This window comes from Negativibacillus massiliensis, from assembly GCF_900148495.1.
Lineage (GTDB): Bacteria > Bacillota > Clostridia > Oscillospirales > Ruminococcaceae > Negativibacillus > Negativibacillus massiliensis.
In genome coordinates this window covers 1,403,281-1,418,459 of record NZ_FTRU01000008.1, presented here as the reverse complement: position 1 = coordinate 1,418,459, position 15,179 = coordinate 1,403,281, and the positions used below count along the sequence as shown (strand labels likewise).

Sequence of the window (15,179 nt, the reverse complement as noted above, 5' to 3'; positions counted from 1 at the left end):
GTGCACGAAAAACGACCATTCGTGCACGAATTGTGTTTTGTACGCAATTTTATGCTAGGATAAAGGCAGAGAAAGGAAGGGGAAAGAATGAAAGCAAAACAGCAAACCACTTCACAAAATAAACAATACAATATGTGGCAGAATATGATCTATGCTTATCGCAGGGTAGCAAAAGTTTATCCGATGATGATTGTGTTTACGATACTCAGCATTGTGTTGTCTGTTCTTCTGCCGGTTATCAACAATGTGCTTCCGGCTCTGGTAGTGGCAATGATCGAGCAGGGAAGCATCCGGCGATTTTTGCTGATGCTTGCCATTCTGGGGGTTGTGACCGCTGGTGGAAAATGGATGTTAAATTACTCCAATCGGGAAACGGAACAATATATCACCTCTTTTCGATTTCAAACGATGATTCTGGAGTTTTATGATAAGGTCATGCGGACTGGATACCACAACGTTGAACCACACCAGAAACAGATTGATTTTCAAAACGCATTTTCTGCTTTAAATGGAAATAACTGGGGAATCGAACAGATTTTCAGAAAAGCCCCCTTGTTTTTCTTCCATTTGATTGGCTTAATTATGTATGCAGGAATCCTTTCTACCATCGACTGGAAAATCCTTCTGGTGCTGTTTGCCATGACTGTTTCCTGTCTGATTTTTGAGCGAATTTCCTATCGCTATCAGCAAAAGACAAGGAAAGAAGAGGGAGAATATCATCAGGCAACCTATTATCTGGGGGAGTACTGTTCTGCGCTGGAAAACGCGAAAGATATCCGCCTGTATGGAATTGAAAACTGGTTCCCACAGCGTTTTGAGCAGTTAAACCAGAAAATCAAAAAGCTCAGCGCAAACATCTGGGGCAGGATGAAGCTGATGGATATTTCCAACAACCTCTTTTTGGTTGTTCGTGACCTGCTTGCCTATGGGATTTTGATTGGACAGGTACTCGATCATACGCTCAGTGTGGCGGAATTTACCTTCTATGTAGGAATGATCGCCGGATTTACCACCTGGCTTACAGGACTGGTGGAGAACTACGGTTATCTGAGAAAGGCAAGTTTGCAGCTGGGATACCTGAGAAACTATATGGAGATGGAAGACGGAAAGCGGGAGAAAAGCGGTACAGGTGCTCCGCTTTCTTACCCACTGTCCATTGAATTTAAAGATGTTTCCTTTACCTATCCTCAAACAGAAAAACCGGTGCTGGAACACTTAAATCTTACCATCAGACCCGGGGAAAAGATTGCGCTGGTTGGACAAAATGGTGCAGGCAAAACAACGCTGGTCAAGCTCCTGACCGGATTATATCAGCCAAGCAGCGGAGAAATTTTGCTGGGCGGAAGAAATATCCAGTCCTTTTCCAGCGATGAATATTTTGAGCTGATCGGAACGGTATTTCAGGATCCGTTTTTGATGGCATTTTCCATAGAACAGAATATTGCCTGCTGCGACGAAGAAAAAATAGATCATCAGAGGGTGAAGGATTGTCTGAAGCGTGCGGGACTCTGGGAAAAGATCGAGTCTTTGCCCAAAAAGGAAAAGACCCCTTATTCCAAGGATCTGTATGCTGACGGTGTGGCCCTTTCCGGCGGTGAGATTCAAAAGATGATGCTTGCACGCGCTCTGTATAAGGATGCTCCGGTCATGGTGCTGGATGAACCGACTGCTGCACTGGACCCTCTGGCAGAGGCAGATATGTACCAGAAATACCATGAACTGACCAAAGAAAAGACCTCTGTGTTTATCTCTCATCGTCTTTCCAGCACACAATTCTGTGACAGGGTGTTCTATCTGGAAAATGGAAAGATTGTGGAGGAGGGAACCCACCAGCAGCTGATGCAGCAGGGTGGACAGTACGCAAAAATGTTTGCCTATCAGGCATATTATTATCAAAAGAAACTGGGGGCGAAACCAGATGAAGAATAAAACAGCAAATCCATTGTGGCAAAAGATTGTTAGTCCGGAAGCAGTTGCACTGATGAAACTGGTTCATTCCTTTCATCGTGGAATCCTTCCAGCAGAGATTGGAAAAAACATGCTGGAAGCGCTCAAGCCATTCATCAATATCGTTTGTTCGGCGCTGATTTTGGATGGACTGATTGCAGGTGAAAGTGTAGCATCGGTGATGAAGATTGTCTGCTGGATGGTCAGCTTAAATTTGATAACGGCACTGCTGATTGCTTTGTTGGACTGGCTGCGGAAAAGCTATCTGGATGTCTGGTGCATCTCGCAGAAGAAGTTTTCGGAGCGTGCACTGCAGCTTGACTATGAGCGTCTGGAAGAAACCGAGACCCGGGACATGATCCGCATGCACGATGAAACCAGAAACATGTACGGTGGAATACCCGGCTTTTGCGAGGATGTCGGAAGAACGGTCAAGAGCTTTTTCTCAATTGTTTATTCATTTGGCTTGATGCTGCCATTTTTCTTTACCAGAACGGTGCAGGGAAAAGGAATGGTCGCCTACCTGTTTACCTCTCCAGTTTCTTCGGTTCTGGTACTGGCTGTCCTGACTGCTTCCATTTATTTTTCCCTGATATTCTTTAAGAAAAAAGAGAGAAAAGTAAAGGAATACTGGGAATACTCTCTGGATTTTACCAGAAAGTTTCGGTATTATCATTTTCTCATCAGCAAGTATCAAAACGGAAAAGATATTCGTTCGTATCACATGTCCGATTTACTTTATAAAGGATTTCAAGAAGTCGGAAAGGGATGCAGCGCCTTTCTTTCCAGACAGGCAAAGCTGGAGGAAAGAATTGGCGGAAATATCATTATCATCAGCCAGATTGCAGTACCATTGTTTTATATTCTGGTAGGCATGAAAGCACTGTTTGGTGCCATTACAGTCGGCAGCATTTTGCAGTATGTCGGTGCGCTGAGCAGCTTTTATGAATCCTTCACCTCTCTGATGACCGATCTGACCGAGATGAATATCTGTGCTAACTATTCAAAGTGTGAGATCGACTTCTTTTCCATCGAGAACAAAAAGTATGAGGGACAGCTTCCGGTAGAAAAGCGGGACGACAATGAATATGAACTGGAGTTTCGGGATGTTTCCTTTGCTTACCCGGGAACAGAGAAAAAGATTCTTGACCACGTTTCTTTTAAATTCAAAGTAGGCAGCAAGCTTGCACTGGTGGGAAAAAATGGTGCTGGAAAAACGACCTTCATTAAGCTGCTGTGCCGCTTGTACGACCCGACCGAAGGACAGATCCTGCTCAATGGCATCGACATTAAAAAGTACGATTATCAGGAATATCAAAGCCTGTTTTCCGTGGTGTTTCAGGATTTTAAGCTGTTTTCCTTTGAGCTGGGTCAGAACGTAGCGGCAAGCGTTGACTATGAGGAAGAGCGTGTCTGGGACAGTCTTGATAAAGCAGGAATTGGAGACCGTGTCCGCAGGATGAAAGAGGGATTGCAGACCGTACTGTATCAGGCAGGGGATGACGGCGTTGAAATTTCCGGCGGTGAGGCACAGAAAATTGCGATTGCAAGAGCTCTTTACAAGGATGCTCCGGTGATTATTCTGGATGAGCCAACTTCTGCTCTTGACCCGATCAGTGAATATGAGATTTATTCCAAATTTGACACACTGGTTTCGGATAAAACTGCGATTTACATCTCACACAGGATGTCCAGCTGCCGATTCTGCGATAACATCGCAGTGTTTGACAACGGTACCGTGCGGGAAATGGGAAGCCACGAGTCCTTGATGAAGAAAAAAGGATTGTATTATAAAATGTGGGAATCCCAGGCAAAATATTATAGTGAAAAACAAATGGAAGAGGTTCCGTCGTTTGCCGGATAATTTTGAAAAAGTGCTCGAAAGGCTGACAGCTTTTTGGGCACTTTTTTATTTTCCTTTGAAAAAACAGCATCATGTTAAAAAAATATGAACTCTTTTTAGCGGTATTGACAATAAGAGGAAAGAAGAATAGAATACTTAGGTATGATAATTAACTATCATAATTATGGAAGTTAAATAATTTGTCGGAAAGGAGAAAAGAATGCAGGAACATAACCGCGCAATGCGGATGTTTAAAGCGATGGACCGCATGCGAAAAGCATGGGGAAGTCTGGCGCCATCGCAGATCAGCAAATCCCAGATGGGAACTCTGCTTACCCTCCGTCATGGGGGAACGGACCCGATGAAGGAAACCGACCGGGACCCATTTGAACCGATGACCCTTTCCGAGCTTGCCGCTGTCATGGGACAGAGTATGCCGGCAGTCAGCCAGCGAATCAGCAAACTCGAACAGATGGGCTATGTTCAGCGCATACCGGATGAAAAGGATAAGCGCACGACCTGGATCAGATTGACCGAATCCGGTGTTGATTTAATGGAACGTGCCTGTCAGGGCATGGTAAAACGACTGGATACGATCATGAATCAGCTGGGCCAGGAGGATACCGAGACCATGTTCCGTGTACTAGACAAACTGGCTGAAATTATGGAACAGTCGGTTGACCAAGACACAAAATAACAACCGCCTTTTTCTTTCCGGAGACTGTGGGAACAGAAAACAAAAATCGGAAAGAGCGAGATAAAACAATAGATGAGTAGGAGGAAATCAAACAATGCTGAAACTCAAGCGATATTTAAAACCGTATATCGCGCTGTTGCTGGCAGCAGTAGTGCTCCTGTTCGGGCAGGCAATGCTGGAACTGACACTGCCAAACTACATGAGCGATATCGTTAATGTCGGTTTGCAGCAGGGCGGCATTACCCAGTCTGCACCGGAGGCAATTGACCAGCAGAGCATGGCAATGATGCAAATCTTTATGTCTGAAGAGGATCGCGAAACCGTTAATGGAGCTTACAGAGAACTGGAGGAAGGAGAGGAGCTTTCCGAACTTCAAAAGACCTATCCAAACCTCAAATCTGGAGATTACGTTTTGATTGAGCAGCCGGCTGAAGGAATTGATGGAGCATTTTCCCGCGCATCCTATGCGCTGGTGAGCCTCATTGAAGAGATGAATGCTCAGCAGGAAGGCAGCGGCGATATGCAGCAGGTAATGTCCAATCTGGCAACCATGATGCAGCAGCCGGAAGGAATGCAGATGATTGAAGATGCCATTGCAGAAGCTGCAGTTACACCGGAAAGCATGATTTCCCAGACCGGTCCGGTTATGGTTAAGAGCTTCTATCAGCAATTGGGAGCAGATACAGATGCCATCCAGACAAACTACATTATTAAAGATGGACTGAAAATGCTGGGATTGACCATCCTTCTGACCGGATGCGCAATCGGTGCAGGTTTCTGTCTTGCCCGTCTGGGTGCTGGCGTCGGCAGAGATCTTCGCCGCGATGTTTTTGCAAAGGTTACCTATTTTAATAACAGTGAGATGGATCAGTTCTCCACTGCAAGCTTGATTACCCGTTCCACTAACGATATTACTCAGATTCAGAACTTCTTGAGTATGGGATTTAGAATGATGTGCTTTGCTCCAATCATGGGTATCGGCGGTATCGTGATGGGACTTTCCACCTGTGTAAGCCTTGCATGGGTGCTGGCTCTGGCTTTGATTGTAATGCTGGGCCTGATTATGACACTTTTCAGTGTTGCACTTCCAAGATTTAAAAAGATGCAGACTTTGATTGATAAGTTAAACCTTGTCAGCCGTGAAGAACTTTCCGGTATCATGGTTGTGCGCGCGTTTGCAAATCAGAACTTTATGCAGGAACGCTTTGACAAAGCAAACAAAGATTTGACCAAGAATACCCTGTTTGTAAACCGTGCAATGGCTACTATGATGCCAGCCATGATGTTTGTTATGAACGGTATCTCGCTGCTTATCGTTTGGTTTGGCGGCAAACAGATCGCACAGAGCAATCTTCAGGTTGGCGATATGATGGCATTCATTCAGTATGCAATGCATGTTATCATGAGCTTCCTGTTCATCAGCATGATGTTTATTATGGTGCCAAGAGCATCGGTATCTGCTGACCGTATCAGTGAGATCCTGACCACCGAAAACAAGGTTGCAGATCCGGAAAAGGGAACAGAAAAACACCTTGGCCAAAAAGTGAAAGGTGTTGTTGAGTTTAAGAACGTTTCCTTCCGTTATGATGGTGCGGACGCAGATGTTTTGGAAAATATCAGCTTTACAGCAAAACCGGGTGAAACAACTGCTTTTATCGGAAGTACTGGTTCAGGTAAATCCACCCTTATTAACCTGATTCCTCGTTTTTATGATGTAACACAGGGCAGCATCACCATTGATGGTGTGGATGTCCGCGATTTGAGTCAGCATGAGCTGAGAGAAAAAATTGGTTATGTACCACAGAAGGGTCTGCTCTTCAGCGGCACCATTGCAACAAACTTGCGATACGGTGATGCAGAAGCTTCCGACCAGACACTGCAGGAAAGCGCAGAGGTTGCACAGGCAACAGAGTTTATCAGTGCGCTGGAAAACGGATTTGATACTGAGATCAGCCAGGGTGGTACCAACGTATCGGGCGGTCAGCGCCAGAGACTTTCCATCGCAAGAGCGCTGGTTAAGAAAGCACCAATCTATATCTTTGACGATACCTTCTCCGCACTGGACTTTAAGACCGATGCGAAATTGAGAAAAGCGCTGAAAGGATATACCGAAAACTCGACCGTCTTTATTGTTGCACAGCGTGTTTCCACCATCATGCAGGCAGAACAGATTGTTGTTCTGGATGAAGGTAAGGTTGTCGGTATCGGAACACATAAAGAGCTGCTGGAAAATTGTGAAACCTATCGAGAAATCGCACAGAGCCAGCTTTCAAAGGAGGAATTGGCATAATGGCAGGACCAAGAGTAGGAGGTCGTGGACCTCATGGAATGATGCCTGGCGAAAAAGCCAAGGACTTCAAGGGAACGATGGGAAAACTGCTTACCTATCTGAAAAAGTTCCTTCCAAGCATTATCCTGGTGCTTGTCTGTGCAGCAGCCAGCACCATCTTTTCCATCTTTGGACCAAAGATTTTGGGTCAGGCAACAACCAAACTGTTTGAAGGTTTGATTGCAATGCTGACCGGAACCGGAAGCATCGACTTTCATGCAATCGCTCAGATTTTGATTTTCCTTGCTTGCCTGTATGTAATCAGTGCGCTGCTTTCTTATGTACAGGGATGGATTATGTCCGGTGTGGCAACCAAGCTGAGTTATTCGATGAGAAAGGACATCAGCGAAAAGATCGATCGGATGCCGCTTGCTTACTTTGACCGTGTTCCGCACGGCGAAGTGCTCAGCCGTATCACCAACGATGTCGATACCATCACCCAGACACTCAACCAGAGCCTTTCGCAGATCGTGACTAATATTACCATGATGATCGGCGTACTGTGCATGATGCTTTCCATCAGCCCGGTTATGACCTTGATCGCACTGTGTATTTTGCCGCTGAGCGTTGTGATCGTCAGCATTGTTGTCAAGAACAGCCAGCCTTTCTTCCGGAAACAACAGGAATATCTGGGTCATGTAAACGGTCATGTAGAAGAGATGTACGGCGGTCATGTCGTTGTCAACGCTTTTAACGGTCAGGAAGAAAGTATTGCTACCTTCAAAACCTTAAATGAAAATCTGTATCATGCAGCATGGAAGAGCCAGTTTCTTTCCGGTATGATGATGCCTCTGATGAACTTTGTCAGCAACCTGGGCTATGTTGGCATCTGTGTGCTGGGCGGATTTTTGAGCCTGAACGGCTCCATCACTGTCGGCGACATTCAGGCATTTACCCAGTATGTTCGTCAGTTTACCCAGCCAATCACCCAGATTGCAAACATTTCCAACGTCCTGCAGCAGACAGCGGCAGCAGCGGAACGTGTATTTGCATTCCTGGAAGAGGAAGAAGAACCGGCAGATCCAAAAGATTCGCTCCCATCCGAAGCAATCGACGGTTCGGTTTATTTTGCACATGTTCACTTTGGCTATGTGCCGGAAAAAACCATTATCAATGACTTCTCCGCTATCATCAAGCCGGGAACCAAGGTGGCAATCGTTGGTCCGACCGGTGCCGGCAAGACCACAATGGTAAAATTGCTGATGCGTTTTTACGATGTCAGCAGTGGTGCTGTTCTGCTCAATGGATATGATGTTAAGCAGTTCAGCCGCAAAAACTTGCGTGACTCCTTTGGTATGGTACTGCAGGATACCTGGCTGTACAATGACACCATCCGGGAGAACATTCGTTTTGGCCGTCTGGATGCTACCGATGAAGAGGTAATTGAAGCGGCAAAAGCAGCTCAGGTTGACCACTTTGTTCGTACCCTGCCGCAGGGTTATGACACTATCCTCAATGAGGAAGCAAGCAACGTCAGCCAGGGTCAGAAACAGCTTCTTACCATTGCCAGAACCATCCTTTCTAATCCAAAGATCCTGATTCTGGACGAAGCAACCTCCAGCGTTGATACCAGAACGGAAATTATGATTCAGCGTGCAATGGATAAGCTGACCGAAGGAAGAACCAGCTTCATTATCGCACACCGTCTGTCCACCATTCGCGATGCAGATGTTATTCTGGTTATGAAGGACGGCGATATCGTCGAAACCGGAAACCACGAAGAACTGCTTGCAAAAGGCGGATTCTATGCAGAACTGTATCAGAGCCAGTTTGCAGATATGAAAGAAGAATAATGTTTGGCAGAGCTGCTTTCCAGAAGGAAAGCGGCTCTGTTTTTTACGTGAAATTTTTAACAAAACCCTTGACAAGCAGGCGTTTTTTCGATACAACATAAAAGAGATGATAAAGATCATCAAATCAGATCGTTGTCTTCTTTAAAGTTAAGAAGAAACAGCGAAGAAAGGAAGATGAAGGATGGAAATACTTCATTTGTTGGAAAAGCTCACCCAGAATTGCGGCGTTGCAGGTTATGAAAAACCAATCGCTAACCTTCTGGAAGATGAAATAAAGGATATCGGTCCGGTGCGCCGTACACCGCTTGGCAGCCTGATCTGCACCGTAAAACAGGAATCACCTGACAAACCGCATGTTGTGCTGGAAGCGCACATGGACGAGATCGGTTTGATGGTATGTGATATTGACGACAGAGGATTTTTGAAAGTTACCCGTTGCGGCGGTATTGACCGCAGAGTTGCAACAGCATCTACGGTCATCATTCACGGAAAGAATGGGGATCGCCGCGGTATCGTTGCTTCGGAAGAGCAGAATCCGGCAAAGAACCCGACCTTGGAACAGCTTTATGTTGACGCAGGTGTAAGCCGGGAGCAGGCGGAGAAAGAATTCCCAATCGGAACCCGCATTTCCTATATCGGAAGCTTTAAACACCTTCTGGAAGGCAATGTGTCCAGCAAAGCGCTGGATGACCGCTGTGGATGTGCAGCGATGATCACTGCAGCAAGAATGCTCAAGGATATGGATACCGACTGTTCGATTACCCTGCTGCTGAGCGTTATGGAAGAAGTTGGTGGTATGGGCGCTGCGACCGGCGCAAACGCTCTGCAGCCAATCACCCACTGTATCTCGGTAGATGTCAGCTTCGCGCTCACACCGGAGCTTCAGACCCATCAGGGCGGCAAGCTGGGTGATGGACCAATGGTAGGACATAACCCGATTCTGAGCCGTGAGGTCTCGGAAGATATGGCACAGGTCGGAACAGAGCAGGGAATTACCCACCAGGTAAAAGTATATGCTGGCTATCGCACCGGTACGGATGCTGACGGTATTATCCTTGCCGGAGCTGGCGCGAAGGGCGCATGTACCTGTATCCCACTGCGTTATATGCATACACCGGTTGAGGTTATCAACGCGGCAGATATGGAAAATACCGCAAAACTTGCAGCAGCTTATGTTGCTCAGAAAGTTCGTCCGGAAGGGGGATGCAGATAATGAATACAACTACCTTGATTGAAAAACTTTGTATGGCAGACGGCATTTCCGGAAGGGAAGAGCAGGTAAGAGAGCAGATTATTCAGGTGATTGACGGACACTGTGACTGGAAAGTGGACGCAAGGGGAAATCTTATCTGCCACAAAAAGGGAAACAAACAGGCAAAGAAAAAAGTTATGATCACCGCTCACATGGATGAAGCTGGTTTTATGCTGACCGGTATCCGGGAAGATGGACTTCTTTCCTTTGCTAATGTCGGTGATATCGACAGCCGTGTTGTACTGGGCAAAGCTGTCCGCATTGACAGCAAAACAATCGGCGTCATCGGAACAAAGCCGATTCATCTCCAGACCAAAGAGGAACAGGACAAGCCAATGCCGCTGTCTGAATTGCTGATCGATATTGGTGCATCCAGCAAACAGAGTGCAGAATCAGCAGTTTCTCTCGGTGCACAGATTACCTTTGCAGGAGAAGGCGTTGCAGAGTTTGGAGACGGCTATCTGACCGGAAAGGCAATGGAAACACGCTGCGTTTGTGCAATGCTTGCTCAGATGTTGTGCGAAGACTGGGAATATGATGTGGATGTCGTATTTACAACCAGTGCACTGACCATGACTTCGGGTGCAGCAAATGCTGTATTTGCATTAAAGCCAGATGCTGCATTGGTTCTCCACAGTGTACAGGCAGATGATGTGCGCGGCGGAAAATCTTCCTGCTGCCTCAAAAAAGGCCCCGTTGTTTCGCTGAGCGAACAAATGGCATACTACGATCTGGATTTGTACAATAAATGTATACAAACAGTAGAAGAAAATAGCCTTGTTTGTCAGAAGATGGAGCGCAATACTGCTAAGACAGAAAGCCGCTCGGTACAGACCTCCTGTCAGGGTGTTCCAGTTCTGGCTCTCGGTATGCCTTGCCGTTATCCATATTCCATCTCGGCAATGATTGCAAAAGAGGACCTTGAGCATACCCGTAAGCTGATTTTCTCTTTGCTCAAAACAATAGAAGAAAAATAAAATTTCCGGGGAAATGAAAAACAGGAGCTGTAAACAAGGCAGCTCCTGTTTTTTTATGCAGAATCTATTGATTTTCTGTATTGTGTAACAAGAGAAAAAAGAGAGAAAAAGGGGATAAAAGTAGAATAATAGAACAAAAAGAAAGGACTAAAAATAGTAAATCAGCACAAAAGAGAAAGATTTTATCTATAGAAAAAAACAATTGATTTATTTTTTGAATTTGATTTGACAAAAAAAGATGGCTAAAATTACATTGTGACAAAAAATATGTGAGTGTTTTATTGCAAATACAATCACATTACTTGGGATCGGGGATGCAGGAATGGAAAGTCTGTTGGAAGTCAAAAATCTGAAGGTATCTTATCATAGCTATGAAGGAGAAATTCAGTCAGTCCGAGGGATTTCCTTTACTGTAGACTTTGGTGAGACTATTGCGATTGTCGGGGATGCAGGATGTGGAAAATCTGTTGCGGCAAAAAGTATTCTGGGGCTGATTCAGAAACCCTCCGGTGAGATCAAACAGCAAAGTGAAATCTGGTTTAATGGAAAGAATATTTTATCCTACACACCGCAGCAGTGGCAGGCGTTGAGGGAAAAAGAGTGTGGCCTGATTTCCCGGGAGCTGTTTTTATCGCTCAATCCTGATTTGCCGGTAGGCCGCCAGCTCGTCGAGCGAATCATGGCACAGACAAGAAAACCCAAACGGGAAAGCTGCATTGAGGCACAGAATCTGTTTAAACTGGTGGGAGTTGATTTCCCAGCAAAGCGCCTGAAACAATACCCTCGCGATTTTTCGGGAACAATGCGTCAGCGGCTGATGATTGCCTTTGCATTAATTTGCAAACCAAAGCTTCTGATTGTGGATGAGGCGGCAGATGTGGATACCAAGCAGATGAACGAACTGCTGAAAAATTTGCAGCGGGAGCGGAAAATGGCGGTGATTCTGATTACCAACCATATCCTTTCTGCTTTTGAGATGGCCTCAAAAATCTTAGTGATGCATGCAGGCAAGGTAGTAGAAGCAGGAGACCGGGAAAATGTGTTTCTTCACCCGCGTCATCCGTATACCCAGATGCTGATCAGTGGAAAAGAAGAGATGCCGAACCGAACAGGAAGCATGGAAGAAAAACCGTTTCAATGGATAGACCTGCCAAAAGGATGCAGCTTTCATAACAGATGCAGTCGATGTATTCGGATCTGTACCCTGCACGAACCGCCAGTTTTTGAATTTGAGGATGGACACACTGCCTCCTGCTGGCTGTATCATCCTTTGGCAGAGGAAAAAGATATGAGATGAACAAAAAGTGCCGGAAATATCCCGACACTTTTTTCTTTATCTTTCTTTGTGTGAATGTTTGGAATGTTTTGCAGCCTGTTCCAAAGCGGCTTCCAGTGTTTCGGTCAAGAGGCGCAGTGTTTTGATGCGGGCATAATACTTGCAATTTGATTCAATGATATGCCATGGAGCATAGGTTGTGCTGGTCTTTTGCAGCATTTCATTGACAGCAACTTCGTACTGATCCCACTTTTCACGGTTGCGCCAATCTTCATCGGTAATCTTCCACTGCTTGTCTGGATTCTGCTGACGTTCCTGAAAACGAGCAAGCTGTGTATCCTTGTCGATCTGAACCCAGAATTTCAGGATGACAGCACCCCAATCGGTGAGCTGCTTTTCAAATTCATTGATTTCGGTGTATGCGCGCTGCCAGTCATTTTCCTTGCAGAAGCCTTCCAGACGCTCTACCATCACCCTTCCATACCAGGTGCGGTCAAACAGGACGATGTGTCCACGTTTGGGCAGATTCTGCCAGAATCGCCACAGATAGTGGCGGGCAAGCTCATACGGCTTTGGAGCAGCCACCGGGATTACCTGATAACCGCGCGGGTCCAAAGCGCCGGTAATGCGTTTGATGTTGCCGCCTTTTCCAGCGGCGTCCCAACCTTCATAGGCAAGGATTACCGGAATCTTCCAACGGTAGATCTGGTCATGCAGCTTCGCAAGCTTTTTCTGATAGAATTTCAGCTGTTTTTTGTATTCTTCCCGGCTCATTTCCTGATCAAGCGGAATGTCAGCAAGCAGCGGCATTGTGACGAGAGGGAAGGTTTTAAGCTTAGGGTCGTATTGTGGGTCAGTCTGGCTGATTGGCAGAATGCCGGCTTCTTTTTCCATCAAAGCCTGTTCGATGGAGGAACAGAGGATTTCCAGACAATCAATTTCGGACTGTTTGCGATGGGTCGAGTCGATGACATGCCACGGGGCAAACGGAAGGTTTGTTTGTTCCATGAAGGACTGAAAATCTTCCAGACAGGTGGAATAATGATGATTCTGCCAGAAATCATGCTCGCTGACCCGCCAGCTGGTGTCTGCATTTTTTCGAAGATGCTCCAGGCGCTCCTGCTGCTCTTTTTTATCGATATGCAAAAACAGCTTTACTAAAAGATATCCGTTATCGCAAAGCTGACGTTCAAAGATTTTAATTTCTTCCAGTCGATCCAGATATTGCTGGACACAGATGCGTCCAGCTTGGAAATCCCGAATCGTTTCATCCATCCATCCGGAGTCCAGGAAGATAAATTTTCCATTTTCCGGAATGTTTTTCATGTGGCGGTATAAAAACGGTTTGGCAAGTTCCTCTTCGCTGGGGGAAGAAACAGAGATGACCCTAAAAAACCTAGGGTCCAACTCCCGAATCATCGAAGAAATTCGGCTGCCTTTACCGGAAGCTCCCCAACCTTCTACCAAAACCAGAACAGGAAGCTTTTGCTCCTGAATTTTCAGCTGCAATTCTCCCAATTTTGCGCGAAGCGTCTTGATTTTTTCCTTTTTCTCCTCACCACTTAATGGAGAATCAGGGGAAGAAAAGTTCTTTAAATTAATATTTTGACTGGACATAAGCACCCTCCTGTTAAATGGAAATAAAAACCGCGTAATGTATGATTAGAACATATTGTTATCATGAGAAAAGAGTGGTATACTTTAGTAAGGTTTAAGTTTATTCTACGCTTAGAAAGAAACAGTAAAACCAACAAATAGAAAACATTTTATGAATATGTGGAGGTTATTATGGGTAAGAAAGTAATGGTAAGCTTTTTGGCAGCACTGATGATCGCATCTTCTTTTTCCACAACTGCGTTTGCAGCTCTGGGAAAAACAGATACTGTAGCAAAAACACAGCAGGAGCAGCAGGAAACAAAGAAGAAAGTGGTAAAGAAGAAAACTGCATCCAGCAAAACAACCACAGATGAAAAAGAGACCGACTGGAAAGAAGAAATGCTGACTCTGGTAAATGCAGAGCGCAAAAAAGCAGGACTTTCTGCGCTGAAACTGGATGAAAAAATGTGTGAAGCTGCTCAGGTACGTGCAGAAGAATGCCTGAAAAGCTATTCTCATACCCGTCCAAACGGAAAAGAACTGACCACTGCATTGGATGAAGCAGGGGTAAAATATAGCTACTGGGGCGAAAACATCCATGAAAAACAGACCTCTGTAAAAGGAGCAATGGAATCCTGGATGGACTCCGAAGGCCACAAAGCAAACATTCTGGGTAAAAACTTTAACAGCGTTGGTTTTGGTCGTGTAAAAGACAAAAACGGCAAATATTATATGGTTCAGATGTTTGCAAAAGTAAAATAAGTCAAAATAAAAAATAGACGGATATTTGGGCTGATTGTGGAAAAAATAAGCCAATAATGCTGATTTTGTCCGGATGTGACGAGAAGATGACGAAAAAAGAACAGGAAATTTTGCATTATTTGTAAACATTTCTAAACGTTTTTTCTTTTCTGATTGACAGACGCTCACTAAGATGATAGGCTTAAAACAGTGAAAAGAGCAATTTCATTTTCCTTAAGAAAGGTTGTGTTGAAATGAACTGTGTAAAAATTTCCGAAGCCGAATATCCGTTAATGGAGTATATCTGGGAGCATGCACCAATTTCCGCATCTGCTCTGGCAGCATATTCTCAGGATGCATTTCACTGGAAGAAAAATACAACTTATACTGTCATTAAAAGATTGACTCTGAGAGGGGCTCTGGAAAGACAGGAACCAGGTTTTATCGTAACCCCATTGGTTACCAAACAGCAGGTTCAGCAGTCTGAGCTGGAAAACCTGTGCAATCGTATTTTTGCCGGTTCTTCCAAGGATTTCATCCTTTCCTTCATCTCCAGAGAGAATGTAAGCGAAGAAGAACTTGCTCAGATTAAGCAGACAGTAAACGAATATCACCGCTAAACAAAACCCGGTGATAGACCATGGAATGATAGACCATGAAATGGTCGGAATATTTTATTTAAAACTCACAGGTAATTTATGTTGCAAAAAGGCCTCACTACTGGATAA

Annotated in this window: 11 protein-coding genes; 10 read left to right on the top strand and 1 reads right to left on the bottom strand. The window is 45.2% G+C overall.

Going from position 1 to position 15,179, the window contains the following annotated elements; genetic code table 11:
• Positions 1-87: 87 nt before the first annotated feature.
• The 8 genes from BQ5375_RS12665 to BQ5375_RS12630 all read left to right on the top strand — a co-directional run bounded on the left by BQ5375_RS12665 (position 88) and on the right by BQ5375_RS12630 (position 12,135).
• A complete protein-coding gene (locus BQ5375_RS12665) occupies positions 88-1,929 on the top strand; it encodes an ABC transporter ATP-binding protein (protein ID WP_022131949.1) in 1,842 nt (613 codons plus the stop codon).
• Entirely contained in the window at positions 1,919-3,811 is a 1,893-nt protein-coding gene (locus BQ5375_RS12660) for an ABC transporter ATP-binding protein (RefSeq protein WP_022131950.1), read from the top strand. The genes BQ5375_RS12665 and BQ5375_RS12660 overlap by 11 nt, the downstream gene beginning before the upstream one ends.
• A gap of 199 nt (positions 3,812-4,010) precedes the next feature.
• Entirely contained in the window at positions 4,011-4,487 is a 477-nt protein-coding gene (locus BQ5375_RS12655) for a MarR family winged helix-turn-helix transcriptional regulator (RefSeq protein ID WP_022131951.1), read from the top strand.
• Between the two features lie 94 nt (positions 4,488-4,581).
• Entirely contained in the window at positions 4,582-6,777 is a 2,196-nt protein-coding gene (locus BQ5375_RS12650) for an ABC transporter ATP-binding protein (protein WP_022131952.1), read from the top strand.
• Positions 6,777-8,609 (top strand): ABC transporter ATP-binding protein, encoded by a 1,833-nt coding sequence (locus BQ5375_RS12645; RefSeq protein WP_022131953.1) that lies wholly within the window; start codon positions 6,777-6,779, stop codon positions 8,607-8,609. Before BQ5375_RS12650 ends, BQ5375_RS12645 begins: the two co-directional genes overlap by 1 nt.
• A 181-nt stretch (positions 8,610-8,790) precedes the next feature.
• Positions 8,791-9,822: a M42 family metallopeptidase gene (locus tag BQ5375_RS12640; RefSeq protein ID WP_022131954.1), complete on the top strand. Its 1,032-nt coding sequence runs from the start codon at positions 8,791-8,793 to the stop codon at positions 9,820-9,822.
• Positions 9,822-10,838, top strand: coding sequence for a M42 family metallopeptidase (locus tag BQ5375_RS12635; protein WP_022131955.1), 1,017 nt, complete (start codon positions 9,822-9,824; stop codon positions 10,836-10,838). The genes BQ5375_RS12640 and BQ5375_RS12635 overlap by 1 nt, the downstream gene beginning before the upstream one ends.
• Positions 10,839-11,160: 322 nt before the next feature.
• The gene (locus BQ5375_RS12630) at positions 11,161-12,135 is read left to right on the top strand and encodes an ABC transporter ATP-binding protein (protein ID WP_022131956.1); all 975 of its coding nucleotides are present in this window, start codon (positions 11,161-11,163) and stop codon (positions 12,133-12,135) included.
• A gap of 36 nt (positions 12,136-12,171) precedes the next feature.
• On the opposite strand, the gene pap is transcribed toward BQ5375_RS12630, so the two are convergent.
• On the bottom strand, positions 12,172-13,731 hold the full coding sequence (gene pap, locus BQ5375_RS12625; protein WP_022131957.1) for a polyphosphate:AMP phosphotransferase: 1,560 nt from the start codon (positions 13,729-13,731) through the stop codon (positions 12,172-12,174).
• A gap of 171 nt (positions 13,732-13,902) precedes the next feature.
• Between pap and BQ5375_RS12620 the strand changes: the two genes are divergently transcribed.
• Both BQ5375_RS12620 and BQ5375_RS12615 read left to right on the top strand, forming a co-directional pair.
• The gene (locus tag BQ5375_RS12620; RefSeq protein WP_022131958.1) at positions 13,903-14,472 is read left to right on the top strand and encodes a CAP domain-containing protein; all 570 of its coding nucleotides are present in this window, start codon (positions 13,903-13,905) and stop codon (positions 14,470-14,472) included.
• A gap of 233 nt (positions 14,473-14,705) precedes the next feature.
• Positions 14,706-15,071 carry a BlaI/MecI/CopY family transcriptional regulator gene (locus tag BQ5375_RS12615; protein ID WP_022131959.1) on the top strand — a complete coding sequence of 122 codons (366 nt, stop codon included), beginning with the start codon at positions 14,706-14,708 and terminating at the stop codon, positions 15,069-15,071.
• Positions 15,072-15,179 lie beyond the last annotated feature (108 nt).

Excerpts from the sequence above, each read along its gene's own strand:
- BQ5375_RS12665 (WP_022131949.1), top strand. The coding sequence starts at position 88 with ATGAAAGCAAAACAGCAAACCACTTCACAAAATAAACAATACAATATG.
- BQ5375_RS12660 (WP_022131950.1), top strand. The coding sequence starts at position 1,919 with ATGAAGAATAAAACAGCAAATCCATTGTGGCAAAAGATTGTTAGTCCG.
- BQ5375_RS12655 (WP_022131951.1), top strand. The coding sequence starts at position 4,011 with ATGCAGGAACATAACCGCGCAATGCGGATGTTTAAAGCGATGGACCGC.
- BQ5375_RS12650 (WP_022131952.1), top strand. The coding sequence starts at position 4,582 with ATGCTGAAACTCAAGCGATATTTAAAACCGTATATCGCGCTGTTGCTG.
- BQ5375_RS12645 (WP_022131953.1), top strand. The coding sequence starts at position 6,777 with ATGGCAGGACCAAGAGTAGGAGGTCGTGGACCTCATGGAATGATGCCT.
- BQ5375_RS12640 (WP_022131954.1), top strand. The coding sequence starts at position 8,791 with ATGGAAATACTTCATTTGTTGGAAAAGCTCACCCAGAATTGCGGCGTT.
- BQ5375_RS12635 (WP_022131955.1), top strand. The coding sequence starts at position 9,822 with ATGAATACAACTACCTTGATTGAAAAACTTTGTATGGCAGACGGCATT.
- BQ5375_RS12630 (WP_022131956.1), top strand. The coding sequence starts at position 11,161 with ATGGAAAGTCTGTTGGAAGTCAAAAATCTGAAGGTATCTTATCATAGC.
- pap (WP_022131957.1), bottom strand. The coding sequence starts at position 13,731 with ATGTCCAGTCAAAATATTAATTTAAAGAACTTTTCTTCCCCTGATTCT.
- BQ5375_RS12620 (WP_022131958.1), top strand. The coding sequence starts at position 13,903 with ATGGGTAAGAAAGTAATGGTAAGCTTTTTGGCAGCACTGATGATCGCA.
- BQ5375_RS12615 (WP_022131959.1), top strand. The coding sequence starts at position 14,706 with ATGAACTGTGTAAAAATTTCCGAAGCCGAATATCCGTTAATGGAGTAT.